The 24,672-nt window shown below is 60.9% G+C and carries 23 protein-coding genes; 13 read left to right on the top strand and 10 right to left on the bottom strand.

Annotation, left to right across the window (positions count from 1 at the left end):
• The first annotated feature begins 77 nt into the window (after positions 1-77).
• Genes PYR65_RS19785 through PYR65_RS19770 form a run of 4 tightly spaced genes read left to right on the top strand, consistent with a single transcriptional unit; the run spans position 78 to position 3,217 of the window.
• Positions 78-794 (top strand): WbqC family protein, encoded by a 717-nt coding sequence (locus PYR65_RS19785; RefSeq protein WP_276119203.1) that lies wholly within the window; start codon positions 78-80, stop codon positions 792-794.
• Positions 791-1,516 carry a class I SAM-dependent methyltransferase gene (locus PYR65_RS19780; RefSeq protein ID WP_060636128.1) on the top strand — a complete coding sequence of 242 codons (726 nt, stop codon included), beginning with the start codon at positions 791-793 and terminating at the stop codon, positions 1,514-1,516. The genes PYR65_RS19785 and PYR65_RS19780 overlap by 4 nt, the downstream gene beginning before the upstream one ends.
• Positions 1,517-1,538: 22 nt before the next feature.
• Entirely contained in the window at positions 1,539-2,534 is a 996-nt protein-coding gene (locus PYR65_RS19775; protein WP_276119202.1) for an ATP-grasp domain-containing protein, read from the top strand.
• Complete coding sequence (locus tag PYR65_RS19770; RefSeq protein WP_276119201.1) at positions 2,531-3,217, top strand: metallophosphoesterase family protein; 687 nt, start codon at positions 2,531-2,533, stop codon at positions 3,215-3,217. The genes PYR65_RS19775 and PYR65_RS19770 overlap by 4 nt, the downstream gene beginning before the upstream one ends.
• Before the next feature lie 90 nt (positions 3,218-3,307).
• On the opposite strand, the gene PYR65_RS19765 is transcribed toward PYR65_RS19770, so the two are convergent.
• The 10 genes from PYR65_RS19765 to PYR65_RS19720 form a co-directional block, all read right to left on the bottom strand.
• Positions 3,308-4,072, bottom strand: a complete 765-nt coding sequence (locus PYR65_RS19765; protein ID WP_276119200.1) for a cephalosporin hydroxylase family protein — start codon at positions 4,070-4,072, stop codon at positions 3,308-3,310.
• Positions 4,073-4,141: 69 nt separating this feature from the next.
• On the bottom strand, positions 4,142-5,296 hold the full coding sequence (locus PYR65_RS19760; RefSeq protein ID WP_276119199.1) for a DegT/DnrJ/EryC1/StrS family aminotransferase: 1,155 nt from the start codon (positions 5,294-5,296) through the stop codon (positions 4,142-4,144).
• Entirely contained in the window at positions 5,293-6,420 is a 1,128-nt protein-coding gene (locus tag PYR65_RS19755) for a hypothetical protein (RefSeq protein ID WP_276119198.1), read from the bottom strand. Before PYR65_RS19755 ends, PYR65_RS19760 begins: the two co-directional genes overlap by 4 nt.
• Positions 6,421-6,747: 327 nt before the next feature.
• A complete protein-coding gene (gene cydB, locus PYR65_RS19750) occupies positions 6,748-7,752 on the bottom strand; it encodes a cytochrome d ubiquinol oxidase subunit II (RefSeq protein WP_276119197.1) in 1,005 nt (334 codons plus the stop codon).
• On the bottom strand, positions 7,742-9,160 hold the full coding sequence (locus PYR65_RS19745; RefSeq protein WP_276119196.1) for a cytochrome ubiquinol oxidase subunit I: 1,419 nt from the start codon (positions 9,158-9,160) through the stop codon (positions 7,742-7,744). Before PYR65_RS19745 ends, cydB begins: the two co-directional genes overlap by 11 nt.
• Before the next feature lie 537 nt (positions 9,161-9,697).
• Positions 9,698-10,867 carry a M20 aminoacylase family protein gene (locus PYR65_RS19740; RefSeq protein ID WP_276119195.1) on the bottom strand — a complete coding sequence of 390 codons (1,170 nt, stop codon included), beginning with the start codon at positions 10,865-10,867 and terminating at the stop codon, positions 9,698-9,700.
• Position 10,868: 1 nt separating this feature from the next.
• Positions 10,869-11,708: an ABC transporter permease gene (locus PYR65_RS19735; RefSeq protein WP_156382999.1), complete on the bottom strand. Its 840-nt coding sequence runs from the start codon at positions 11,706-11,708 to the stop codon at positions 10,869-10,871.
• On the bottom strand, positions 11,705-12,433 hold the full coding sequence (locus PYR65_RS19730) for an ABC transporter permease (RefSeq protein ID WP_276119194.1): 729 nt from the start codon (positions 12,431-12,433) through the stop codon (positions 11,705-11,707). The genes PYR65_RS19735 and PYR65_RS19730 overlap by 4 nt, the downstream gene beginning before the upstream one ends.
• Before the next feature lie 209 nt (positions 12,434-12,642).
• On the bottom strand, positions 12,643-13,425 hold the full coding sequence (locus tag PYR65_RS19725; RefSeq protein ID WP_060636118.1) for a transporter substrate-binding domain-containing protein: 783 nt from the start codon (positions 13,423-13,425) through the stop codon (positions 12,643-12,645).
• A gap of 34 nt (positions 13,426-13,459) precedes the next feature.
• Positions 13,460-14,233: an ABC transporter ATP-binding protein gene (locus PYR65_RS19720; RefSeq protein ID WP_060636117.1), complete on the bottom strand. Its 774-nt coding sequence runs from the start codon at positions 14,231-14,233 to the stop codon at positions 13,460-13,462.
• 210 nt (positions 14,234-14,443) lie between these two features.
• On the opposite strand from PYR65_RS19720, the gene PYR65_RS19715 reads away from it, so the two are divergent.
• The 9 genes from PYR65_RS19715 (at position 14,444) to PYR65_RS19675 (ending at position 24,473) form a co-directional block, all read left to right on the top strand.
• Positions 14,444-15,322 carry a dimethylarginine dimethylaminohydrolase family protein gene (locus PYR65_RS19715; RefSeq protein WP_276119193.1) on the top strand — a complete coding sequence of 293 codons (879 nt, stop codon included), beginning with the start codon at positions 14,444-14,446 and terminating at the stop codon, positions 15,320-15,322.
• Complete coding sequence (locus tag PYR65_RS19710) at positions 15,319-15,948, top strand: TetR family transcriptional regulator C-terminal domain-containing protein (RefSeq protein ID WP_276119192.1); 630 nt, start codon at positions 15,319-15,321, stop codon at positions 15,946-15,948. Before PYR65_RS19715 ends, PYR65_RS19710 begins: the two co-directional genes overlap by 4 nt.
• A gap of 20 nt (positions 15,949-15,968) precedes the next feature.
• Positions 15,969-17,159, top strand: coding sequence for a pyridoxal phosphate-dependent aminotransferase (locus tag PYR65_RS19705; RefSeq protein WP_276119191.1), 1,191 nt, complete (start codon positions 15,969-15,971; stop codon positions 17,157-17,159).
• A complete protein-coding gene (locus PYR65_RS19700) occupies positions 17,156-18,766 on the top strand; it encodes a 5-guanidino-2-oxopentanoate decarboxylase (protein ID WP_276119190.1) in 1,611 nt (536 codons plus the stop codon). The genes PYR65_RS19705 and PYR65_RS19700 overlap by 4 nt, the downstream gene beginning before the upstream one ends.
• A gap of 149 nt (positions 18,767-18,915) precedes the next feature.
• A complete protein-coding gene (locus PYR65_RS19695) occupies positions 18,916-19,344 on the top strand; it encodes a hypothetical protein (RefSeq protein WP_276119189.1) in 429 nt (142 codons plus the stop codon).
• Between the two features lie 110 nt (positions 19,345-19,454).
• Positions 19,455-21,986, top strand: coding sequence for a protein translocase subunit SecD (secD, locus tag PYR65_RS19690; protein ID WP_276119188.1), 2,532 nt, complete (start codon positions 19,455-19,457; stop codon positions 21,984-21,986).
• Positions 21,987-22,475: 489 nt separating this feature from the next.
• Complete coding sequence (locus PYR65_RS19685) at positions 22,476-22,706, top strand: hypothetical protein (RefSeq protein ID WP_276119187.1); 231 nt, start codon at positions 22,476-22,478, stop codon at positions 22,704-22,706.
• 151 nt (positions 22,707-22,857) lie between these two features.
• Positions 22,858-23,322, top strand: coding sequence for an RrF2 family transcriptional regulator (locus PYR65_RS19680; RefSeq protein WP_276119186.1), 465 nt, complete (start codon positions 22,858-22,860; stop codon positions 23,320-23,322).
• Between the two features lie 140 nt (positions 23,323-23,462).
• Complete coding sequence (locus PYR65_RS19675) at positions 23,463-24,473, top strand: KpsF/GutQ family sugar-phosphate isomerase (RefSeq protein ID WP_276119185.1); 1,011 nt, start codon at positions 23,463-23,465, stop codon at positions 24,471-24,473.
• Positions 24,474-24,672: the final 199 nt, after the last annotated feature.

Below are 24,672 nucleotides of genomic sequence, written 5' to 3'. Positions count from 1 at the left end.
ATCTGTGATGGCCCTGTCTGCGGCTCCCAATGATGGCCGCATATGTCGGCGCCATGCGCACAATGTTTGAACGGATCATGAGCCGGACCATCGTCATCTCACAATCGATGTACTTTCCCTGGGTGGGTCTGCTTGAGCAGATTCGCCTGGCGGATGTTTTCGTTCACTACGACGATGTGCAATATTCAAAGGGCAGTTTCAGCAATCGGGTTCAGATCAAGGGCGTCAACGGTACAGGCTGGATGACGCTGCCTTTGCGCGACTACCATCTGGGCCAGCGCATAGACGAGGTGCTTTTGGACAGCAGGACGGATTGGCGTGGCAAGCATCGCGAAATGTTGCGCCAGGCCTATCGCAAGGCCCCGTTTCGCGACGAGATGCTTGATGTCGTCGATCGCGTCTTTGCCGGGGAAGCCGCAACGGTTGCGGATGTATCGCGCCGGTCGATGCTGGAGCTTTCCCGCTATTTCGGTTTGGACAAGACGCAGTTTTTATCCTCGGACATGCTGCCTGTCCCTGGTGCCAGCAGCGAGCGGGTCTGCGACATCGTCGGTCATCTTCAAGGAGATGTCTACGTCACCGGGCACGGCGCTCGCGCCTATCTGAACCACGCGCTTTTCGAGGAGCGGGGTATTGCGGTGGAATATATGCACTATCAGCGCACGGCGTATCCGCAACTGCACGGCGATTTCACGCCGTATGTGACCGCTTTGGACCTCATAGCCAATTGTGGTGCGCAGGGCGCAGCCATGATTCATTCAGGAACTGTCGGTTGGAAGGAATTCACGCAATGAAGACAGAAAATCTCGATGCCGTCGCAACCGAGTACCGTCCGGATGCCGCAACGGCGATCGAAAATGATCTCATCCTCAACTGGTACCCGGAGCGCATCATCCGCCGCTTCGGTTCGGTTGGCTCCATCCTCGAATTGGGGATCGGCCATGGCTTTACGCCCGGCCTGTTCAACGCTGCCTGCGAGCGGCACGTCATCATCGAAGGCTCGCAATTCGTCATCGATCAGTTCAAGACGAAAAGCCCGGACTTCAAAGGTGAAGTCGTCTTCTCCTATTTCGAGGAATTTGAAACTGACGAGCGGTTCGACGTCATCGTCATGGGCTTCATTCTCGAGCATGTGGATGATCCGGGCATGCTCTTGGAGCGCTTCAAGACGTTTCTGAAGCCGGGCGGGCGCATCTTCGTGGCCGTTCCCAATGCCAAATCGATGAACCGGCGGCTCGGTGTCGAGCTAGGCAAGATCGACGATATCTACAGCCTCAATGCCAATGACCACGCCTTCGGCCACAAACGCCAATATTGCCGGGACACGCTCAAGCATGAAATGCAGAGCCATGGTTATGCGGTGAGCCTGGAAGAGGGTATCTACCTCAAACCCCTGCCGCTCGGCGTTTTGAAGACCCTTCCCGATTTCAAGGAAAATCTCGATGCCATGCTGCGCGTTGGCATCGATTTTCCGGATCTGTGCGTGGCGCTTCTGATGGAAGGCCAGCTGCAATGACGATGATAGGCTAGGCACTGATATGCCAAACAGTGCCGTGAAAAAGTCAGGCGAAACGATCACCGTTGTGGTGACGGCAGTCGGCGCGCTGATCGGGCAGGGGATCATCCGGTCCCTGCGGCTGTCAGGCATGTCGGTGCGGATCATCGGTGTGGATCGCGACCCCTGCGGTATTGGCCCCTTTTGGTGCGATGCGTTCTTTGCCAAGCCCGCTGTTGACGAAAGTTCGAGCGCCTATCTCGATTTCTGGAAAAACCTGCTGACCGACGAGGCCGTCAATCTCGTGCTGCCAGGGCTCGAACTCGACGTTCTGTTCTTCAGCCGCAACCGGGCCGATTTTGCCGGTCTCGATGCGCGCATCGTGCTCAATGATGCCGGGGTCATCGAGCTGGCGCAGGATAAATGGGATTTCGGCCTGGAACTGGAACGGCTCGGATTGCCGGCAATTCCGGCGCGGCTCGGAGCGGGCTGGACAGATTGTGCCCGGGAACTCGGCCTCCCGCTTTTGCTGAAGCCGCGTCAGGGCAACGGTTCGCGCGGCATCGCCGTCCTGCATGACGAGGACGATTTCAACTACTGGAGCCGCAAGAGCAAGGACGCGTTTCTCATTCAGAAATTCATCGGCAGCGATGAGCAGGAATTCACCGTCGGCGCTTTCGGCTTTGGCGATGGCACCGCGCTGCGGCCGATCATTTTTCGCCGGAAACTGTCTGTCGCCGGCAACACGCAATATGCCGAGGTCGTCGATCACAAAGTGCTGACTGACATGGTGACCCGGCTGGCGGCAATCTTCAAGCCGGTGGGGCCGACCAATTATCAGTTCCGCATGGATGGCGAAACGCCTTATCTTCTGGAGATCAACCCGCGCTTTTCCAGCAGCACGTCCCTGCGTGCCGCCTTCGGCTATAACGAGGCGGCGATGTCAGTTGAATACTATCTGCACGGCAAGAGACCCGAAACGCCCAAAATCCGCCCCGGCCGTGGCTGGCGCTATTACGAAGACCTTGTGGCACCATGATTGCGATCATTTCGGATGTTCACGGCAACCTTCCCGCACTGAAGGCCGTGCTTGAAAAGATCGATGCGCTCGGATGCAAGACCATCATCTCGCTCGGGGACGTCGTTGGTTACTATGCCCAGCCGGGCGAATGCGTCGATCTGCTGCGCCAAAGGGGTATCGTCAACATCCTCGGCAATCACGATCATTATATCGTCAGCGGCGAGGGCTGCCCCCGCTCGAAGCTGGTGTCGGATATTACCGAGTATCAGCGCGGTATCATCACGCCGGATCAGGTCGCATGGCTCGCCCAGTCCCGGTCCACCATAACAGACGGCTCGACCTGTTTCGTCCACGGTGGCTGGCAGGATCCGGTCGATCAGTATCTCTATGCGATCGCAGAAACGGATATTCCCACCGGGGCCGAAACGCTCTTTGCCGGGCATACGCATGTGCAGGTTCTGCTTGACGTGAACGGCAAGACCTTCTGCAATCCCGGCGCCGTTGGCCAGCCACGCGACGGCGATCCGCGCGCTGCATTTGCCACCTATGAGAATGGGCGGATCGAGCTGCGCCGGGCCGACTACGACATCGACCAGACCGCCTTTCACATGCGGGAAGCCGGCTTCCCGGCCAAATGCTATGAAAACCTCTATATCGGCGCGCAGATCGGTGGCCGGATCGATAAGATCGTGCTGGCCTGACGCTTCTGTTGGCGTTCCACGTCAAGTGAAAAGCGGCTTGTGCAATGCCGATGCATGGCGCAAGTCTCATTGTCTGTGTGGCGTGTGTGGTCAGGCCGGATCGGGCAGGCGGACGCAATAACCGCCCGGCGATGAGGCAAGAACGAGCTTGCCGTTGATGACCGGATCGACCTCAAAACGGTCTGTTTCCTTCAGATAATCGTTGAGCGCGGTCAGTGGATCATTGCCGCGGAACCAGGATTTTGAGCGTTTTTTCGGAGACTGATCCTCGCCCACATGTCCAACGGCCGTATCGGCAACGACGAGGTAGCAGCCCGGCGTCACCAGCGGACCGTAAGCGCGGCATTCGGCAAGCACGTGGCCATAGGAATGATCGCTGTCGAGAACCACCATCACCCGTGCACCTTGGGGGATCAGATCGCGCACGGCATCGAGCGTGCTGTCATCGACAGAGCCGCCCTCGATAAGCGCAATGCGGCTGGCCATCGGATGCGTCTCGATGGCTTCGCGGTTATGCGCGCGGATGTCGATATCGACACCGATCACCTTGGCCTTGTCGTTGCCGGTCATGGCCAGGATCGACGCCATGAAAATCATCGAGCCGCCGCGCGCAACACCGGTCTCGATGATGATGTCGGGTTTCGTGTTCCAGATGATTTCCTGCGTCGCCATGATATCGGCGGGAAGCTGGATGATTGGAACCCCCATCCAGCTCCAGAGATAGGAATAGTCATAGGTATCGAGCGCAATCATCGTGTCGATCGACTGCCTGAAAACCTGTGTGTCCCTGCCGAGCGCCAGGCACATTTCTTCCTTATGGGCCTCAAACTCCTGGCGGTCGTCGGTGGTCGTCATGGGACTTGCCTTTGTCGGTGAAGGCGGCCGTCTGAGGCCGTGTGGGAGGCGGCGGACTGCGCCGGTGTTTCAGGCGGACTTCGCCATGTATGGTTTGCCGGTTGCACGGGTGCCGGTCAGGCTGTCGATGACATCGGTCACGCGGTCGATCTCCGCCTCGGTCATGTCGTGATAACTCGGCAGGTTGATGGCGCGCTCCGGAATATCCCAGGCATGCCGGTTTTCGCGCCGCTCCGCAAACATCGGCAGGCTCGTCAAGGGGTGGAAGAAGACGCGCGCATCGATATTGGCCGCAGCGAATGCCTGCTGCAGCAGCTCGCGGGTGATGCCGGTATCGCGGTCGAACACGGCCGTTGGCATCCAGGCGCCGTTGATGGTGCCGGTATTTTCGGGGTTGAGGCTGATGCCCGGATAGCCGTTCAGCTTGTCGGCATAGCTCGCGAGAATTGCGCGTTTGCGAGCGATCAGCTCTTCGACCCGCTCCAGCTGGGCGCAGCCAAGCGCGGCCTGGATGTTCGACATCTTGTATTTGAAGCCGAGATCATCCGGCCAGAATTGTTTTTTCTGGTTGCGGGCGCGGCCATGGTTGCTGAGCGTCAGCACCTTTTCGAACAGAGCGCTGTCGCTGGTCACGAACATGCCGCCTTCGCCTGTCGTCAGCGTCTTGGTGCCGTGAAAGGAGAAAGTGCCGAAGGTTCCCATCGATCCCGCGCGCCGGCCGTGCCATTGCGACCCGATCGCCTCGGCAGCATCTTCAATCACCGGGATGCCGTGGCGGCGGCCAATATCCAGCAGCCGGTCCATGTCGCAGAGATTGCCGTAGATATGGGTGGCGATGATCGCTTTGGTGCGCTGCGTCACGTGGCGCTCGACCTCGGCCGGATCGATGCACCAGCTGCCGGGCAGGATATCGACAAAGACCGGCGTGGCGCCGAGATGGACGATGGGGGCGGCTGTGGCGATCCAGTTCGTGTCGGCGAGGATCACCTCGTCGCCGCGCCCGATCCCGAGTGCGCTCAGGCCCATATGCATGGCGCCGGTGCAGCTCGATGTGGCGATGGCATGGGCGGCGCCGAGATGCCGGCGGAAACCATCTTCGAACCGGACGATATAGTCGTAGCAGCGGTCGCCCCAGCCATTGGCAGCGGCGTCGGCCGCATAGGCGATCTCCAGCTCGGTGATCGAAGGCCGTGTATAGGAAATTCTCGGCGCGGCCCCGGTCATGCGGCTCTGTTGTCCTTGGTATAGAGCGCGCCGCCGCAGATCAGCCCGATCGGCGCCAGCATCAGCCGGACCGTCCTGTAGAATTCCCGGGCGTCGCGGGCGCCGGCGATAAACCGGTCGATCAGCAGGACGCCGTCATGCAGGCCGCGCCGTTCATCCCTCTGCCGGATCTCATGATATTCCGGCCGGAAGACCGGTGCGAGATGACCGCCTTCGAACGCCTGCAGCGCCGCAAAATAGGCATTGCCCTTGGTTTTAAAGGCCTCGCGGTCCGTCTCCATCATGCAGTCGATCATCAGCGCCCGCACAAAGGCTTCGCTGCCGCCGGACCACGGCGTATCGAGTTCGCGCAGGACATGGAACTGGACCTCTGCCACCGCACTGGCAAGGCCGATGCCGGAATGGAAGGGGAAATTCCAGGGGTGGAGCGGCGGTTGGGCGGCAAAAGGCACGATGTCGATCGCCGACATCGGCCGGGCGCAGAAGGCGAGTTCATTGGCAAACAGAAGCACCTTGGCCGCCCATTCATATTGCGGCGATGGCGTTGACCAGTCCTGCGGCTCCGGCAATTGCAACAGCACGTCCAGCAGCGAGCGCCGGATGGCGGCGTGATAGAGGCCGAAAGGCATTTTCGGCACGTTCAGGCTGTTTTCCCAATAGAAGAAAGCCTTCAGCATGGCGGTCTTGTCGAACGTCTCGATATGGTAATTGGCGGGAATGGCAATCGAGCTTGCCTTGCCGGGTTCGGCATGGCGGTCGATCTGGAAAGCATTCCACGCAAGCGCATCGACATTGGGCGAGGTGGTTTCGAGAAAGGCGACCATCGTGGCGAGATCGCTTTCAAGGACGTCCGATGGATTGATCAGCGTCACCCAGTCGCCCTTGGCAGCCTGAGCCGCCTGGCGCCAGAGATGCTGGCGGGCGGCACCGGCGGCTGCATCGGTAATGGAGATATTGGCGCCGCCGGCCGCAAGCTCGATGACGCCCTTTGGGAGCGCGACATCCGCCGGCTTTGCAATGACGATCTCGAAATCGTTGCTTTGCTTTTCCAGAAGCATCGCCACCAGCGCCAAAACGTCCTGCGCGGCGGTTTCCACGGGAATGCAGATCGAGAGTTTGGTCATGGCTTGCCTCGTGCGTATCGCGGTCGCCGCCCGGGCGCCACCGCGAGCGGCGCTTCCCGAAGGCTGGTCACATCAGCAGGCAAGTCCCTTCTGCACCAAGGAGGGTGCGGTCCTGTCTCGCAGCGGAAGGCATTGCCTGCTGATATGTGCTTGAGAGGTAGCGCGGGAAACTTGAGCGAAGCTTTGCATCGAGGATGGCGAGCCCGGCGCGTCAGGCGCCGAGCGAGAGTTTGATGGCAAAACCGACAATGGTGACTGTCACTACGCCGAGCAACCACAGGCCGACGAACCACAGGAGCTTTTTCGCGACGCTGTTTTCGCCTGGCATCAGTGATAGCCCTCCTCGGGATCGATCTTGCCGCGAAACACCCAATAGGCATAGCCGGTATAGATCAGGATGATCGGGACCAGGAAGGCCGCGCCCCATAACAGGAAGGCAAGGCTGGAATCCGGCGCTGCGGCATCCCAGATGGTCACCGATGGCGGCACCATATAGGGGTAGAAGCTGATGCCGATGCCGGCAAAGCCGAGCACGAACAGCCCGAGTGCCGCCAGAAACGGCTGCGCGTCACGCTTGGCGCGGATGCCGATCAGCAGGAGCGCAAAGCAGCCGAGCACCAGCACCGGCACGATAACGCTGAAGATCGCCGTCGGCCAGCTGAACCAGCGTTCCAGGTAGATGGGTTCGAGGAACGGCGTCCACAAGCTGACGATGCCCATGGCGGCGATCGTGGCAAAGCAGGTCCGCAGCGCCACCTTGCGGGCTCTTTCAGCGAGATCGCCGGTGGTCTTCAGGATCAGCCAGGTCGAGCCGAGAAGCGCATAGCCGATCAGGATGGCAAACCCAGTGGCGATGGAAAACGGCGTCAGCCAATCCCACCAGGCCCCGGCATAGGCGCGGTCTGCGACCGGGATGCCCTGCACCAGGGCGCCGAGCGCCACCCCTTGCGCAAACGCCGCAATCATCGAGCCGCCGGCAAAGGCCCAGTTCCACAGGAACTCGCCGCGCCGGGTGCGCCAGCGATATTCGAAGGCAACGCCACGAAAGACCAGACCGAGCAGCATGGCGATGATCGGCGCATAGAGGGCCGACAGGATGACCGAATAGGCGAGCGGAAAGACCGCCAGCAAACCGCCGCCGCCAAGCACCAGCCAGGTCTCGTTGCCGTCCCAGACCGGGGCGACGGAGTTCATCATCACGTCGCGGTCGCGTTTTTCCGGAAAGAACGGAAAGAGGATGCCGACGCCGAGGTCGAAACCGTCGAGAATGACATAGGCGAGCACCGCAAAGGCGATGATGGCCGCCCAGACGAAAGGAAGATCAATGACCATGATGGCTGCTCCCATGGGTGTGTCCGGTTGCGGGTCCCGGCATGATGCCGGAGGTTCTGATCGGCCCGTCGTCGAGATCGGGCATCGGATCGCGCGGCAGGCGCTTCATCAGCCGCAGGATGTAGAAGGTGCCGGCGCCGAAGACGAAGAAATAGACGACGATGAAGGCGATCAGCGAGGCGGCGACGGCCGGGGCTGCAATCGGTGAGATCGAGTCCGCCGTCAAAAGCTGGCCGTAGATCGTATAGGGCTGGCGGCCGACCTCGGTGGTGATCCAGCCGGCGAGGACCGCAACGAAACCGGCAGGCCCCATCGTAACGGCTGCCCGATGCAGCCAGTCGCTGCTGTCGAGCGTGCCTTTGAAGCGACACCACAGGCTCCACAGGCCGATGCCGAGCATGGCAAACCCGATACCCACCATGACCCGGAAAGACCAGAAGACGACGGCGACCGGCGGCTCGAGATTGTCCGGGATGGTATCGAGGCCGGCAAGCGGTGCGTTCAGGTCATGCTTGAGGATCAGGCTTGAAAGTTTCGGAATCTCGACCGCGTAGTCGATGCGTTTTTCCGCCGTATTCGGAATACCGAACAGGATCAGCGGCGCGCCATCGGGATGGCTGTCGAAATGGCCTTCCATCGCCATGACCTTCACCGGCTGGTGTTCCAGCGTGTTCAGGCCATGGAAGTCGCCGGCCATGATCTGGATCGGCGCAACGATCGTCGCCATCCACATAGCCATCGAAAACATCGTGCGCGAGCGGCGCGGCGCGGTGTTTTTCAAGAGATGCCAGGCGCCGACGGCGCCGACCACGAAAGCGGTGGTGAGATAGGCGGCCAGCACCATATGCACCAGGCGGTAGGGGAAGGAGGGATTGAAAATCACCTTCCACCAGTCGAGCGGAATGAACTGTCCGGCCTCGTTCATGCCGAACCCTGCCGGCGTCTGCATCCAGGAATTGACGGCAAGAATCCAGGTGGCCGAGATCAGCGTGCCGAAGGCGACCATGAAGGTGGCGAGGAAATGCAGTTTCGGGCCGACGCGGTTGAGCCCGAACAGCATGACGCCGAGAAAGCCGGCCTCGAGAAAGAAGGCGGTCAGCACCTCATAGCCCATCAGGGGACCGATGACCGGCCCGGCCTTGTCGGAAAACACGCTCCAGTTGGTGCCGAACTGGTAGGACATGACGATGCCCGAGACGACGCCCATGCCGAAGGCCACGGCAAAGATCGTCTTCCAGAAATTGAACAGGTCCATATAGACCTGGTCTTTCTTCCACAGCCACAGGGCCTCCAGCACGGCGAGATAGCTCGCAAGGCCGATGGAAAAGGCTGGGAAGATGATGTGAAACGACACCGTAAAGGCAAATTGGATACGGGCGAGCAACGTCGCGTCAAAACTCTCGAACACGGTACAATCCTTTCGAGGGTCTGGCCGCCGTCTCCTGGTTTCTCCACCGCCACGGTTTGTCCCCGTCGTGGCGGATGAGCATGACGCTGGACCCCTGGGACATAGTCTGCGCCAATAGCGCTGGAAATCAATGACATCGGCGCAACCATGATGTCACACTGCGACAATGTTCCACCTGCGGCATAGTTGCATCCGGCAGGCCTTATGTATGCGCACCGTCACGCATCGGATAATGCGGGAGGGATTGTCTCGAAACGCGGCATCGGTAAAATTTTAATGGTTCGCTTAAGTGTGCCGCAAACGCTGGCGGCTATGGTTGGTCATCGAAGAACGGAACCTGCCGGACGGCCCTGTTGCATGATGACATCAGCGCCTTTGCCAGGCTTCGATCTTGATGGGCTGCACCGCCGGTCAAAGCTTTTGCCGCCGCGTGCAGGCCCGGAAATTTGATGGATCGCACCTTGCGATAGACGTGCCTACACTGTCCCGACTTGCCGCAGGAACGTCCCTTCCTGCGGCTTTTTCTTTTTTGAAATGTCAGGTCCGGGCGAGATAGGCTTCCGCCAGCTCGGTCCAGAACGCGGCGCCGACCGGCAAAAGGTCGTCGTTGAAATTGTAGCCGGGATGGTGGAGCGACTTCTCATTCCCGGTGACGCTGGAGCCGAGGAAGAAATAGGTGCCCGGCCGGTCCTTCAGCATATAGGCAAAGTCCTCGCTGCCCATGAAGGCGCGCTCGAGATCGACAACCTTGTCGGCGCCGGTAAAACGGATCGCCAGATCGCGGACGAAATCGGTTTCCGCCTTGTGGTTGATCGTCGCGTCGTAGCTGCGGGTATAATCGACGCTTGCCCGCATGCCGTAGCTTGCCGCCTGATTTTCGGCGATCAGCCGGATGCGGCGTTCCAGCTCGTCGCGCACCTTGGGATCGAAGGAGCGGATGCCGACGACGATTTCGGCGCGTTCGGGAATGATGTTGCTGGCCGAACCGCTGTGAAACGAGCCGACGGTGATGACGGTCGGGTCCATCGGGTGGATGTTGCGCGAGACAATCGACTGCAGGGCCATGACGATCGAGGCGCCGCAGACGATCGGGTCTGCGGTTTCCTGCGGTTCGGCGCCGTGACCGCCCAGCCCATGAACGGTGATCCGTGCCTCATCCACCGCAGCCATGATCGGGCCTTCGCGCAGCGCGAACTGGCCAAACGGTAGTCCCGGCTCGTTGTGGAGCGCAAACACGGCGTCGCAGGGGAATTTATCGAACAGGCCTTCGTCCATCATGATCTTGGCGCCGCCGAAATTCTCTTCCGCCGGCTGGAAGATCAGATGTACGGTGCCGTCGAAATTCTTGCGCTCGGCAATGGCGCGGGCCGCACCCAGAAGCATGGTCGTGTGGCCGTCATGGCCGCAGGCATGCATCAGGCCGGGGGTTTTCGAGGCGTAGTCAAGACCGGTTTCCTCGAAGATCGGCAGCGCATCCATGTCGGCGCGAATGCCGATCGAGCGGTTGCTTGTGCCGTTCTTCAGCGTGGCGACGAGGCCGGTCTTGGCGAGCCCCCGCGTCACCGTGTAGCCAAGGCCTTCCAGGCATGTGGCGACGAAATTGGAGGTGCGGACCTCCTCAAGCCCCAGTTCCGGATGGGCGTGCAGGTCGCGGCGGATGGCCACCAGTTCAGGCATGGAGTTGGTCAGGTTCACGTTGACAGTCATATCAGGCACCACGGGTTGGTATGCGATTTTCGAGGTAGCGGAAGGCGACGACCAGGATTCCGGTCAGGCACATGTAGATCAGCGCAAGCAGCAGAAGCGGCTCGTAGGTGATGTAGGTATCCTGCCGGACCTTGGAGATCACGGCATAGACGTCGATGACGGTAATGGTGGCAACCAGGGGCGTTGCCTTCAATTGCAGCACGGTCTCGCCGTTCAGCGTCGGCAAAGCCCGGTGAATGGCACGCGGCAGCCAGATGCGGCGAAACAGCGTCCAGCGGCTCATGCCATAGGCTCGCGCCGCCTCGATTTCGCCGGCCGGAACGCCGGCAAAGGCGCCGCGCATGACCTCGCCTTCATAGGCTGCAAAGGAGATCGTCAGCGCCGCCACCCCATAGGGCCAGGATTCACGTAGATAGGGCCACAGGAACGACTGGCGGATGGCGGGGAACTGCGGAAACAGCGAGCCCAACCCATAATAGAGAAGCCAGAGCTGCAACAGAAGCGGCGTGCCGCGAACGACGGTGCAGAACCCCTTCGCCAGCGCTTTTAACGGCCAGGGACCGGTCACCTGCACCAGTCCGAGCGGTACGGCCAAGAGAAAGCCCAAAATCGACGTGCTGAACAGCATCGCGAGCGTGATCATGATGCCATAGCCGAGCCGTGGCAGATATTGGGGAATCCAGTCCCAGCGCATGAACCAGACGATGCAGAAGATCAAAGCGGCTGCGATTGCCAGGAGGACTATGCGGTGCGGCTTGAAGAAGCTCGCAGCCGTCGGCAGGTCTTCCGGCGTGATTGCCATGGCATGCGTGGTGACGTCGGTGGCGGGGGTCTCGCTCATGATTGCTCCACGAAACCGCGCCGGGCGCGGCGCTCGATGAAGCGGATGATGAGATCGGAAATGAGGGTCAGCATCAGGTAGAGCACGCCTGCCGCACAAAAGAACAGCAGATACGCCTTGGTGGATCCGGCCGCCTGCCTCGTGACCAGCGTCAGTTCGGAGAAGCCGACGACGGCCAGCAGCGCCGTATCCTTGGTGGCGATCAGCCAGAGATTGGAAAGGCCGGGAATGGCATAGGGCAGCATGGCGGGCAGGGTGACACGGGTCATAACCTTGAACGGAGACATGCCATAGGCACGCGCCGCCTCGATCTGCCCGGCCGGCACCGCCTTGATGGCGCCGCGCAGGACCTCGGTCGTATAGGCGCCCTGCACCACGCCAATGACGAAGATGCCGGCGACCAGCCCGCTAATATCCACCTGGCCGATGCCCACGAGCCCAAGCACATAATTGAGCGCATCGGTTCCGGCATAATAGAGCAGCAGGATCAGGACCAGTTCCGGTACCGCGCGCACGATGGTCGTATAGCATTCCATCAGATCGCGGGTGATCGGGCCGCCATAGAGCCTCCCGCAGGCGCCGCCGATGCCGAGCAAAAGGCCGAACGCATAGCCGCCGATGGCGATTTCGATGGAGTTAAGAAGGCCGCGCAGCAGCACCCCGCCCCAGCCGGGCGGCTCCAATGCCAGAAGGCTCCAGTTTATGAAGGATACGGGATCGGCCATGGGTCCTCTTTACCGGGAGCTCTGCGTCTGTGGCATCACCCCCCTCTGTCACTGCGTGACATCTCCCCCTCAAGGGGGGAGATCATTCTTTTCCCGCACCGGCTTCCTTGTGGTGGACGCACAGTAGATGCGGTCAATCTCCCCCCTTGAGGGGGAGATGTCGGCGTCGCCGACAGAGGGGGGTGGGCCCTCCGCGGGCGCTCAGCGCATCACTGCCCGTAAACGTCGAAGTCGAAATACTTCTTCGAGAACGTGTCGTAGGTGCCGTTGGCGCGGATCGCCTTGATGGCGGCGTTCAGCTTGGTTTTCAGTTCGTCTTCGCCCTTGCGGATGCCGATGCCGACACCGGCGCCGAGGATGGCCGGGTCATCCTTGACCATGCCCTTCAGGTCGCAGCATTCCTTGCCCTGGTCGCTCTTCAGGAAGGCGCCAAGTGCGATGGAATCGGCCTGAACGGCGTCGAGACGGCCGGCGGCGAGGTCGTTATTGGCTTCGTCCTGCGTCTGGTATTCCTTCACGGTCGCGCCGTTTTCACCGAAATATTTCGAGGCATAGACCTGGTGGATGGTCGAAACCTGGACACCGATCGTCTTGCCCTTCAGGCCTTCCGGCGTGGCTTCAAACGTTTCGCTCTTCGGGCCGATGACGCCCGTCGGGGTGTTGTAATACTTATCGGTGAAATCGATGGTCTTCAGGCGTTCCTCGGTGATCGACATCGAGCCGATGATCATGTCGATCTTCTTGGAGGTCAGTGCCGGAATGATGCCATCCCAGGCCACGGGCGTGATCACGCACTCGAGCTTGGCTTCGGCGCAGATCGCCTTTTCAAACTCCACTTCCCAGCCTTCCCAGTTGCCGGATGCGTCCGGCGAGGTGAACGGCGGATAGGGCTCGGCCGCAAAGCCGACCTTCAGCGGTTCGGCAGCGACGGCACCGGCGGCAACGATGCCGAGCGCAAGCGACAGGGCGATGGTTTTGAGCGTCTTTTTCATGCTGTTCCCTTTTTTGTTTTCGTGGTTTTTGGTCTTAGTGGATGGAGCTGATGAATTTTTTCAGGCGTTCGGATTTCGGATTGCCGAAGATCTCGTCCGGCGTTCCCTGTTCGTCGATGACGCCGTCGGCGAGGAAGACGATGTGATTGGCGACGTTGCGCGCAAATTTCATCTCGTGGGTGACCAGGATCATCGTCCGCTTTTCCTTGGCGAGGTCACCGATGACCGTCAGCACTTCGCCGACCAGCTGCGGATCGAGCGCCGAGGTCGGCTCGTCAAACAGCATGACCAGCGGCTGGATCGCAAGCGCGCGGGCAATGGCCGCACGCTGCTGCTGGCCGCCGGAGAGAAAGGCGGGATAAGCATCGCGCTTCTCGAACAGGCCAACCCTGCGCAGGAGCGCTTCGCCGGTGGCCGTTGCCTCATCCTTGGATTTGCCGAGCACATGGACCGGAACTTCGATGACGTTCTGGAGGATGGTCATGTGTTGCCACAGATTGAAGCTCTGGAACACCATGCCGAGCTGGGTGCGCAGGCGCTGCACCTGTTTGCGGTCGGAAGGCATCAGCCCGCCGTGACCGTCTTTCTTCATGGCGATCGTTTCGCCATGCACCGTGACCGAGCCGGATGTCGGCAGTTCCAGCATGTTGATACAGCGCAGGAAGGTCGATTTGCCCGAACCGCTGCCGCCGATGATGGCGATCACGTCGCCTTCATTCGCAGTCAATGAAACGCCCTTGAGCACTTCAAGCGGCCCGAAACGTTTGTGGAGGTTTGTAACCGCAATCGCCTGGGCTGGTTCCGTCATGAAAAGTCAGTCCTGTCGAGACAGGTCGCCACGTCTGAACGCATGAAAACAGTTCCCCTGTTTGTCTGTCGTGCGGCATTTTTGCCTGTCACGCTGTTCCATGAAACGCATCGTGGCACTTGTGCAGAAATTATTCAACCGTATAATAATTTCGACGCTGCTTTTTCTGGCAGCCCCCGCTAATGAACAATTTTCCAACAGGAGTAGATGATGACGGCTTATGGTTCGCAGGAGATGTCGGCCAATCTGGCACGCGTGTTGATGCGGCGTCCGGGCGCAAGCCTTGCGTCTGCCGATCCTGCGAAATGGCACTACGGTCCGACCTTTGACGGTGAAAAGGCGGTGCACCAATACAACGAATTCGCCCGCCTGGTGGAAAAGTCGGGTGCCGAAATCCTGTGGCTGGAAGACAAGGGCGACGGGCTTGCCGACGCCATGTTCACCCATGATCCCTCTTTGATGTCAAACCACGGCGCCATCCTCCTGCGCATGGGCAAGCCGCTGCGCGAAAAGGAAACGGCGCTGCACGAGGCAGCCTACAAGGCGGCCGGCATTCCGATCTTGGGCCGCATCCTTGCGCCGGGCACCGTCGAAGGTGGCGATTGCATCTGGCTCGACGCCGAGACGCTGGTCGTCGGCCGTGGCGTGCGCACCAATGAAGACGGCATCGCCCAGTTGACCGAGATGCTCGATCCGCATGGGATCACCGTGCTTGGCTATGATCTGCCGCTCTGGCACGGGGAGGAGGCCTGCCTGCACCTGATGTCGGTCATGAGCCCGCTGTCGCGCGATCTGGCGCTGGTGTTTGCGCCGCTCCTGCCGGCGGCATTCTATCAGCTCCTGAAGGAATGGGGCATCACCCTGATCGAGGCCCCGGCCGACGAGTTCCATGCCAGCAATGGTCTGAGCCTCAACGTCCTGCCGGTCCGCCCGAACGAAGTGATCATGGTTGCCGGCTTTCCCAAGACCAAGGCTGCGATGGAAGCGGCGGGCTGCAAGGTCGAGACCTTCGAGGCCGACGCGCTGTGCATTGCCTGCGAGGGCGGCCCGACCTGCCTGACCCGGCCGGTCCTGCGGCGGGCTGCATGAACCGCCGGACGTTCCATCGCGCGCCGGAGGGGGAGCGGCGGCAGGAGTTGATCGAGGCAACCCTCGATACGATTGCCGAGCTTGGCCTGCGCGGTGCGACCGTCCGCCAGATCGCCATCCGGGCCGGCGTCACCGCCGGCCTCGTGCGGCATTATTTCGCCTCCAAGGACCAGATGGTGGAGGAGGCCTACCGTTCAGTTCTGGCCACCTTCGCCGCCAAGGCAACGGATGTCACCGGCGATCCGGGCACGCGGCTGAAGCGCTTCATCACGCTGAACCTGACTGCCCCGGTCGCCAATGACCGCAGCCTGTCGCTCTGGGCATCGTTTATCAGCCAGGTGCGGCTCGATCCGGAGCTCGCCGCCATCCACCGCGAAGGCTATCTCGGTTTCCGCAACGATTTGCAGGGCTTGATCGGCGATTTTCTGAAGGCGCACGACCGGCCTTCCGGCGAAGCCGAGTGCCGCCGCCACGCCATTGCCATCAATGGCATGATAGACGGGCTGTGGCTGGAGGCTTGCCTTGCGGGCGAGCTTTTCGAGGAGGCCGAGCTTGTGGCCATCGCCGTGTCGTCGAGCGAGGCCCTGCTGGGATTGCCGTTCGGCGGGAACGAACACGATTTTTGACTGAGGGTAGGAGAACCCCTATGCGCTATTCATCGATCACCGACCGTCTGGCCGATCTCGGATCGGAAAAATGGGCTCTGCACATCCGCGCCCGCCAGATGCAGGCAAGCGGCACGGAGGTCATCCAGCTGACGATCGGCGAACCCGACATGCCGCCGGATGCCGCGCTGCTCGCCGAGGCGCAGCGCGCGATGAATGCCGGGCGCTACCGCTATTCCAACGGCCGCGGCGAACCCTCGGTGGTCAATGCGCTGACGGCCCGCTACGCCAAGCGCCGCGCCGACGTCACGCCGCAGAACGTGCTGTGCTTTCCAGGCACCCAGACCGCGCTTTTCGCCGTCATGCTCGGGCTGGTCGAGGCTGGCGACGGCGTCCTGGTCGGCGATCCGCTCTATGCCACCTATGACGGCGTGATCCAGGCGGCCGGCGCCCATCGTGTTACCGTGCCGTTGAAGCCCGAGCATGGGTTTCACATGCAGGCCGACGATCTCGAAAAGGCGATCACGCCGCAATGCCGCGTGCTTTTGCTCAACACGCCGCACAATCCGACCGGTGCCGTGCTGACGGCAGACGAGATCAGGGCGATCGGCGGCATCTGCCGCAAGCACGATCTCTGGATCGTCTGCGACGAAGTCTACGAGGAGCTGATTTTCAACGGTCCGTTCGCCTCGCCCTTCGACGATCCGGAGCTTGCCGAGCGCACGATCGTGGTCTCGTCGATCTCCAAGTCGCATGCTGCCCCCGGTTTCCGCAGCGGCTGGGCTGTCGGCCCTGTTGAATTTGCAAGCCGCCTGCTGCCGGTGTCGGAGACCATGCTGTTTGGCGTCCAGCCTTTCATCGCCGATATGACGGCCTATGCGCTGACCCATGAGATCGGCACGTCAGCCGCCATGCGCGCATCGTACAAGACCCGCGCCGACCTGATCGTCGAAGGGCTTTCGAATGTGCCGGGGATCGTGCCGCTGCCGCCCGAAGCCGGCATGTTCACGCTGATCAATGTTGCGGGCACCGGTCTGACGGGCGAGGCATTCGCCTGGATGCTGCTGGAGCAGGAGCATGTCGCCGTGATGCCCGGCGCATCGTTCGGCAACGAGGCAGCGTCCTTCGTGCGCGTCAGTCTGACGGTGCCGGACGAGGTCATCCAGGAAGCCTGCCAGCGGATCACCAAGCTGGCGATCCGGCTACAGACGCCGAAGGAGCGCCGCGCATGAGCGAAACCTTGAAAACCGTCGGCGAGGTGCTGGTCGATCTCCTGGAAGCCAATGGCGTCGAGGTGGTGTTCGGCATTCCCGGCGTCCACACGGTCGAGCTCTATCGCGGCCTTGCAGCCTCGAAAATCCGGCATGTAACGCCACGCCACGAACAGGGCGCCGGCTTCATGGCCGATGGTTACGCCCGCGTCAGCGGCAAGCCCGGCGTGGCCCTTGTCATCACCGGGCCGGGGCTTACCAATACGATTACGGCCATGGCGCAGGCGCGCCAGGATTCGATCCCGATGCTGGTGATCTCGGGCGTCAACCGGCGTGATTCGCTCGGCCATGGCCGCGGCCTGCTGCACGAGCTGCCGGACCAGCACGGCATGATCAAGACGCTGGCGCTTTATTCGCAGACCCTGCTCAATCCGGCCGACCTCGGCCCGGTGGTTGAGCGCGCCTTCGCCATTCTCACCTCCGGCAGGCCCGGCCCCGTCCATATCGAAATCCCGACGGATGTGATGACGGCCCGCATCGCCGCACCCCCGCTCCGGCAGGCGACGGCAACCCGGCCGAGGGCGGATGCGGAAACCTTGCAAAAGGCCGCCATTTTCTGCGGCGATGCGCAGCGGCCGGTCATCCTGTGCGGTGGCGGCGCGATCACGGCGGAAGCGGAGATCCAGGAATTGGCCGAACGGATCGGCGCCCCCGTCGTCATGACCGTCAATGCGCGCGGCATGCTCGCCGGCCATCCGCTCCGGGTCCCGGCAAGCCCGAGCCTCAAGGCCGTGCGCGCGCTGATTTCCGATGCCGACCTGGTGATCGCGCTCGGCACCGAGATGGGCCAGACCGATTATGACATGTATGCCGATGGCGGCTTCCCCATCCTCGGCAACCTCATCCGCACCGATATCGACGCTGCCCAGCTGGCACGCGGCCCGCATGCGGCCCTGTCGATCCTGTCGGGCGCCAAAGCTGCGATCTCCGGTATTCTGGTATTTCTGACAGCAAAACCGGCAGCGCGGAGTGCCGAGCGCGCAGCGGCAACCCGCAAGGCGGCATTGGCAGAGCTGACGGCGAAGATGCGGGCCGAAATCGGCGTCATCGATGCGATCTATCAGGCTCTGCCAGACTGTGTCATCGTCGGCGATTCCACTCAAGCCGTCTATGCCGGCAATCTCTATTGCGATGCGCCGAGGGCAAAGAGCTGGTTTAATTCGGCGACAGGTTTTGGCGCGCTCGGCTATGCGCCGCCGGCCGCTGTCGGCGCGGCCGTGGCCGATCCGCAAAAGCCGGTCATCTGCCTCGTCGGCGATGGCGGCATCCAGTTTTCGCTGGCCGAGCTGGGGTCGGCAGCCGATATCAACGCCAATGTCATCTTCGTCGTCTGGAACAATGACGGCTATCAGGAGATCGAGAGCTTCATGGTCGAATCCGGCATCACCCCGGAAGGCGTCAAGCCATCGGCCCCCGATTTCCTGCTTGCGGCTAGCGCCTACGGCGTCCCGGCGGTTCGGCTTTCCAAGGCCGGCGATCTGACGGCGGCACTGGTGGAAGCCCGCAAGCGCGGCGGTCCCTCGCTGATCGAAATCCACCAGACGCGCACGGCAGGCGTCACGGCGTGAAAGCGGCGGGGTTGAGGATGTTCAACAGGCCTGCCTGATGGTAAGATTTGACTTTGGCGGCGGGCGATGGTTTTTAGGCCCGCTTGCACGCTGAATCGGCGTGCAATTCGGTGATTTGCCGTGAAAACGGCACGCCAACGGGAAGGACGATGTCCTCTATGGGCATGAATGGCAACAGCATCGACCGGAACCAGGCAGGCAAGTTTTTTGCCGTGCTGTGGATTCTGGCGGCGGCCATTGCCATGCAGTTCGTCGCGTCCGCCCAAGGGTTTTCGTCGCGGTTCTCCACGCAGCAAAGCGCTGGAAATTTCTCCATTCCCGAAAGCGGCACATCCGACACGGCCCTTTCGCGCCATGCCGTGCGTGCCTTTCCTGTAGCGGATCTGCGCTTTACTGCAGACCGAGCCGATGGCAAGGCTTCGCCGGGCGGGCCGGGGCCGTTTCTTCTTCCCGCTCCCGTCTTCGTTGCCGCCGTATCGTACGGCAGCATGCCGATTGCAGTTTTTTCCGATGCGGTCATCACAGGCGCTCCCGGCGATATCGCCCGTGCGCGCGGCCCTCCGGCGTTGAACGCCTGATCGCTGTCCTTGCGGACAGTTCTTGCGCGTCAGCGCATATTTTCCTTTACGCACACATCCGCTGTCCTCTGACATAGTCTGAGGAACGCGGGCTATCATGGAACCTCAACATGCGCACTTCGAAATGGGCCGTTCTGGCCTATGTCGCGATTACCCTCTTCGGGATCATCGCGGCGCTGCCCAACGTGCTGCCGGCCTCCGTCCAGCAGCAATATGCTTCCTTCCTGCCGGTCAAGCCGGTCACGCTCGGCCTCGACCTCAAGGGTGGTTCGCACCTGGTTCTGGAAGTGGATGCGGCTGGCCTGCGCCAGGCGCGTCTTAACACGCTGCTCGACGATATCCGGGGCGCACTGCGCACCGAGCGTCTTCCGACGTCCTCGGCCCGCATTGCCGGCGATTCCATTGCCGTCAAGATTCCCGAACAGGCTGATCGCGACAAGGTGATGCCGAAAATCCAGGAACTGGCAGCCCCGGTTGGCACGCTCGGTTTCGGTACATCGACCTCCGATATCGACGTCAGCACGGCCGGTGACACGATCACCATCCGGCAGACGGAGGCTGGTCTCAACGAGCGCATGACGGCGGCCGTCGATCAGAGCCTTGAAATCATCCGCCGCCGCGTCGACCAGGTCGGCGTTGCCGAGCCGTTGATCCAGCGCGTCGGCTCCGACCGTATTCTCGTCCAGCTGCCCGGTCTGCAGGACCCGACACGCCTGCGCCAGCTGCTCGGTTCGACCGCGCAGATGAGCTTCCACATGGTCGATACATCGGTCGATCCGAACACCACCACGCCGCCGCGCGGCGTCGATATCCTGCCGGGGACCAATGACGGCGCGAAATATGCCGTCGAAAGCCGTGTGGCGATTTCCGGCGAGCGTCTCGCCGATGCCAAGGCCGGTTTCAACCAGCAGAACAACGAACCCATCGTTTCCTTCACCTTCGACAGCCAGGGTGCGCGTCAGTTCGCTGAAATCACCCGCGACAATGTCGGCCTGCCTTTCGCCATCGTGCTCGACGGCAAGGTTTTGACGGCGCCGCGCATCAACGAACCGATCCCCGGCGGCCAGGGCCAGATCAGCGGTAACTTCACCGCTCAGGAAGCAACGGTTCTCTCCGCACTGCTGCGTTCCGGCGCCCTGCCGGCTCCGCTCACCATCATCGAGGAACGTTCCGTCGGCCCGAACCTCGGCTCTGACTCCATCCGCATGGGCATCTACACCGGTCTTGCCGGCTTTGCCTTCGTCGTCGTGATGATGCTGGTGCTCTACACATCCTGGGGCGTCATCGCCAATATCGGTCTCGTCTTGCACACGATCCTGACGATCGCCGTGCTCGGCATGCTGGGCTCGACGCTGACGCTTCCCGGTATCGCCGGTATCATTCTCGGTATCGGCATGGCGGTGGATGCCAATATTCTGATCAATGCCCGTATCCGCGAGGAAACGGCGGCCGGTGCCGGTGCCATGAAGGCGCTGGATGTCGGCTTCAACAAGGCTTTCGCCACGATCGTCGATGGCAACGTGACGACCCTGGTCGGCACGATCCTGCTCTTCATGTTCGGTACCGGACCGGTTCGCGGTTTCGCCATCACGATGATGATCGGTATCGTCATCTCGATGTTTACGTCGATCACCGTTGTGCGCCTGATGATGTATCAAATGGTCGTGCGCCAGAAGCTGAAGAAGATCGAAATCCATTCCATCTTCGGCAAGGTTCCGGCCATCCCGGCCTTCTCCTTTATGCGCGGCCGTTTTGTTGCCATCGGCATGTCGGCGTTCCTGTCGATCAGCTCCGTCGTGCTGTTCTTCACGCCAGGCCTCAACTACGGCATCGACTTTGTCGGTGGTATTCAGGTCGAAGCCACGTCCGAGGCGCAGCTCGATCTTGCCGCCCTTCGGCCCAAGCTTGAGGACTTGAACATCGGCGAAGTGGCGCTCCAGGATTTCGATCAGGGCAAGGCCGTCCTGATCCGCGTCCAGCGTCAGCCGGGCGGCGAAGCGGAACAGACCGTGGCGCTGAACGCAATCAAGGAAGCGGTCAGCCAGGCCATCCCGGGTGCGTCTTTCGAGCGTACCGAAGTGGTCGGACCGACCATCAGTGCGGAACTTGCGCGCTCGGGCTTCCTCGCCGTCGGTCTCGCGATGGTGGCGATCCTGTTCTACATCTGGTGGCGCTTCGAGTGGCACTTTGCCGTGGGTGCGATCGTGACACTGATTCTCGACATCACGAAGATGATCGGGTTCTTTGCGCTGACGCAGATCGACTTCAACCTGACGGCCATTGCCGCCGTGCTGACGCTGATCGGTTATTCCGTCAACGACAAGGTGGTGGTGTACGACCGCATGCGTGAAAACCTGCGCAAGTACAAGTCGATGCCGTTCTCCGACCTGATCGACCTGTCGATCAACCAAGTGGTGATGCGATGCATCTTCACGTCGGTCGCCATTCTCGCCTCGCTGCTGCCGATGGCGATCTGGGGCGGCGATCCGGTAAAGCCATTCGCCTGGCCGATGGTGTTCGGCGTCATCGTCGCAACGACCTCGTCGATCTATATCGGCGGCCCGATCCTGCTGTTCCTTAGCCGCTGGTGGAAGGAACGCGAATCAACCCGCGCGCCCGGCACCGAACTCGCCAAGAACTGACCGGATCACAAAAAACCGAAAGGGCGGCCCGGCCGCCCTTTTTTTGTCTCATGATGCGCCTACATAAGCCCATGAGAGCAATGCGTGGTCTTCTTAGAAAGTAGATTTTCATTCTAGGATATCTAACTTCGGGAACACACCTTGCTGCACATGCCAGAAATAACGACTGAACTAGTATTATTTTGCGCGGATAGCCAAATTTAATTGACTAAATTTGTGGTCTATCCTATCTTGTGGTTGTTCGCAGATGGCAAGAGCCGGAGCGGAGACCTTGAACCAGCCCGGACAGCATCCTGCCGGGCCTTGCCGAAGGAGAGAGCCATGTTTGACAACGCCCGCATCGCGACTTTCCGGGGCACGCATTCCCATTGTCGCACAACGAAAGACCTTTGCATTCGCACGTGGCGAATGTGACCTCGACGCAGTCTTTTCCTTGAATGTTGCACGATTTGAATGATCCGCGCCAAGGCGTGGTAGGAGCGCTTTCCCATGAGCAAGCAGGTAATAGAATTTGGCGGCGAAGCCGTCGGTGTTGTGGTCCCGGATGCAGGCCGGCTGAAGTTTGTCGCGGTGAAATATCACGTCTGGGATCTTGATTCGCGGCATTTCCGGTCGGCCGACGAGGCACGGGCGGCAGTACGCCAGTTGATCTCAGGCCAGGCTTCGCGGCGGGCAATGTTGCGGGTTCAGGACACTCCAACCGCATTGGCGGTCGCATAAGCCACAAATATCCATGAAAACCGCAGTTTGGCCATGTTTTCCCTAAATCGGTATATTGGCCCGGCTTCTCTTGTGATATGCCGGATTATATGAGGGCAATCAGCAGATAGGCGCTGTTTTCAGTGCCTGTTTGTAAAAAGAGCGAACTGCGATGCTGACCAAAAAGGGAAAATACGGATTGAAGGCGCTGGTCGATCTGGCGCGGCTCGATCCGGGTGAGACAGCTTTCATTACCGAGATTGCCACCCGCAACAATATCCCGAAGAAGTTTCTCGATACGATCCTGCTGGAACTGCGCAATGCCGGCATTCTCCGCTCGAAAAAAGGGCCTGGCGGCGGCTACTCGCTCTCGCGCCCGGCCTCCGAAATCCGCATTGGTCAGGTTGTACGCACGCTGGATGGCCCCCTGGCGCCGATCCGCTGTGCGAGCCGCACGGCTTACGAAGTCTGCGACGATTGCAATGATCCTGATACCTGCGAAGTGCGCCGGTCGATGACGACAGTGCGCGATGCCATCGCCGATATTCTCGATACGATGACACTGGAAGCCTTCGTCAACAATCCCGGCCAGATCGGCGTTGGCGACGATGAAATCATCGCGCAGCGGGCAGGCTGAGCCCGCAGACCCGCAGTTTTGGCCTGCAGGCTTGACGATTTTGCCAATTTTACCAATAAGAGCGCAAATCCGCCTTTTTGGTTTGATCTGAGGTGCTCTGGTTGAAACCGGATGCCCCGTTGTGGTTTTGGAGTAATAGCATGGGTCTTAGGCAAGTCGATACGAACCCTCCGCAGGCAGGTCTTGTCCTTGAATCGCTGCGGCGCTCGATTGCCACGGCGGTTGACGGGATCAATGCCTTTGCGACCCAGTTTGCCAACGATCCAGCGCTTTCGCGCAGCCTGGTCGATGCGGTTGAGTTGATTGCCGGCGGCCGGGGCCGCGTGGTCGTGTCAGGTGTCGGCAAAAGTGGCCATATCGGCCGCAAGATCGCGGCGACCATGGCATCGACAGGTACATCCGCCTATTTCGTGCATCCGACGGAAGCCAGCCATGGCGATCTCGGCATGATCACCTCCGAGGATCTTCTCATTCTTTTGTCCTGGTCGGGAGAAACCGTCGAGCTTGGAAACATGCTGGCCTATGCCAAGCGCTTCAATGTTCCGGTCGTGTCGATCACGTCCAATGCCGAAAGCCTGCTGGCGCGCAATTCCAGCGTCGCCCTGACCCTGCCGAAAGTGGTGGAAGCTTGCCCGCACGGTCTGGCGCCGACCACCTCTGCAATGCTGCAATTGGCCGTGGGCGATGCCCTGGCGATCGCACTTCTGGAGCGGCGCGGCTTTTCTGCGCAGGATTTCAAAACATTCCATCCCGGCGGCAAGCTCGGTTCTCAGCTGCTTCTCGTGCAGGAACTCGCCCATGAAGGCGATGCGATCCCGCTCCTGCCACTCGGCAGCCCGATGGGCGATGCCGTCATCCAGATGTCGTCGAAAGGCTTCGGCGTCGTCGGCATTACCGGCGAGGCGGGCAAGCTTGCCGGCGTGATCACCGATGGCGACTTGCGCCGCCATATGTCGCACGATCTGCTGGTCGAGACCGTCGATACCGTCATGTCGCACAACCCGCGTGTCATCAAAGGCAGCATATTGGCCAGTGCCGCGATGGAAATCATGCAGGCACAGAAGGTGACCGTGCTGTTCCTGGTGGATGATGATGGCGCGCCAAGCGGCATCCTTCACATCCACGATCTTTTGCGCGCCGGTGTCGTTTGATGTGACGATGCGGAGTGGCTGATCAACCCTTAAACTTTTAGCCTGCTCCTGCAAGAGGTGGAGTTCCGAACATGGCCTCGCGAGCAAATGCCCTTGTCTGAGCAGCACCAAATTGCGGCTTCAGGTTCAGAGCAACCGTCAAGCCAGGCAGCTGGCGGTGGTTCTCTCCCTATCAAAAAAATCACGACGTACGCCTTCC

Source organism: Pararhizobium qamdonense (assembly GCF_029277445.1).
Lineage (GTDB): Bacteria > Pseudomonadota > Alphaproteobacteria > Rhizobiales > Rhizobiaceae > Pararhizobium > Pararhizobium qamdonense.
Note: the sequence above shows the minus strand (reverse complement) of the source record. Positions and strands in the feature narration are given on the sequence as shown.

Coding starts and splice junctions, on each gene's coding strand:
- PYR65_RS19785 (WP_276119203.1), top strand. CDS start 78: ATGAGCCGGACCATCGTCATCTCACAATCGATGTACTTTCCCTGGGTG.
- PYR65_RS19780 (WP_060636128.1), top strand. CDS start 791: ATGAAGACAGAAAATCTCGATGCCGTCGCAACCGAGTACCGTCCGGAT.
- PYR65_RS19775 (WP_276119202.1), top strand. CDS start 1,539: ATGCCAAACAGTGCCGTGAAAAAGTCAGGCGAAACGATCACCGTTGTG.
- PYR65_RS19770 (WP_276119201.1), top strand. CDS start 2,531: ATGATTGCGATCATTTCGGATGTTCACGGCAACCTTCCCGCACTGAAG.
- PYR65_RS19765 (WP_276119200.1), bottom strand. CDS start 4,072: ATGACGACCACCGACGACCGCCAGGAGTTTGAGGCCCATAAGGAAGAA.
- PYR65_RS19760 (WP_276119199.1), bottom strand. CDS start 5,296: ATGACCGGGGCCGCGCCGAGAATTTCCTATACACGGCCTTCGATCACC.
- PYR65_RS19755 (WP_276119198.1), bottom strand. CDS start 6,420: ATGACCAAACTCTCGATCTGCATTCCCGTGGAAACCGCCGCGCAGGAC.
- cydB (WP_276119197.1), bottom strand. CDS start 7,752: ATGGTCATTGATCTTCCTTTCGTCTGGGCGGCCATCATCGCCTTTGCG.
- PYR65_RS19740 (WP_276119195.1), bottom strand. CDS start 10,867: ATGACTGTCAACGTGAACCTGACCAACTCCATGCCTGAACTGGTGGCC.
- PYR65_RS19735 (WP_156382999.1), bottom strand. CDS start 11,708: ATGAGCGAGACCCCCGCCACCGACGTCACCACGCATGCCATGGCAATC.
- PYR65_RS19730 (WP_276119194.1), bottom strand. CDS start 12,433: ATGGCCGATCCCGTATCCTTCATAAACTGGAGCCTTCTGGCATTGGAG.
- PYR65_RS19725 (WP_060636118.1), bottom strand. CDS start 13,425: ATGAAAAAGACGCTCAAAACCATCGCCCTGTCGCTTGCGCTCGGCATC.
- PYR65_RS19720 (WP_060636117.1), bottom strand. CDS start 14,233: ATGACGGAACCAGCCCAGGCGATTGCGGTTACAAACCTCCACAAACGT.
- PYR65_RS19715 (WP_276119193.1), top strand. CDS start 14,444: ATGACGGCTTATGGTTCGCAGGAGATGTCGGCCAATCTGGCACGCGTG.
- PYR65_RS19710 (WP_276119192.1), top strand. CDS start 15,319: ATGAACCGCCGGACGTTCCATCGCGCGCCGGAGGGGGAGCGGCGGCAG.
- PYR65_RS19705 (WP_276119191.1), top strand. CDS start 15,969: ATGCGCTATTCATCGATCACCGACCGTCTGGCCGATCTCGGATCGGAA.
- PYR65_RS19700 (WP_276119190.1), top strand. CDS start 17,156: ATGAGCGAAACCTTGAAAACCGTCGGCGAGGTGCTGGTCGATCTCCTG.
- PYR65_RS19695 (WP_276119189.1), top strand. CDS start 18,916: ATGTCCTCTATGGGCATGAATGGCAACAGCATCGACCGGAACCAGGCA.
- secD (WP_276119188.1), top strand. CDS start 19,455: ATGCGCACTTCGAAATGGGCCGTTCTGGCCTATGTCGCGATTACCCTC.
- PYR65_RS19685 (WP_276119187.1), top strand. CDS start 22,476: ATGAGCAAGCAGGTAATAGAATTTGGCGGCGAAGCCGTCGGTGTTGTG.
- PYR65_RS19680 (WP_276119186.1), top strand. CDS start 22,858: ATGCTGACCAAAAAGGGAAAATACGGATTGAAGGCGCTGGTCGATCTG.
- PYR65_RS19675 (WP_276119185.1), top strand. CDS start 23,463: ATGGGTCTTAGGCAAGTCGATACGAACCCTCCGCAGGCAGGTCTTGTC.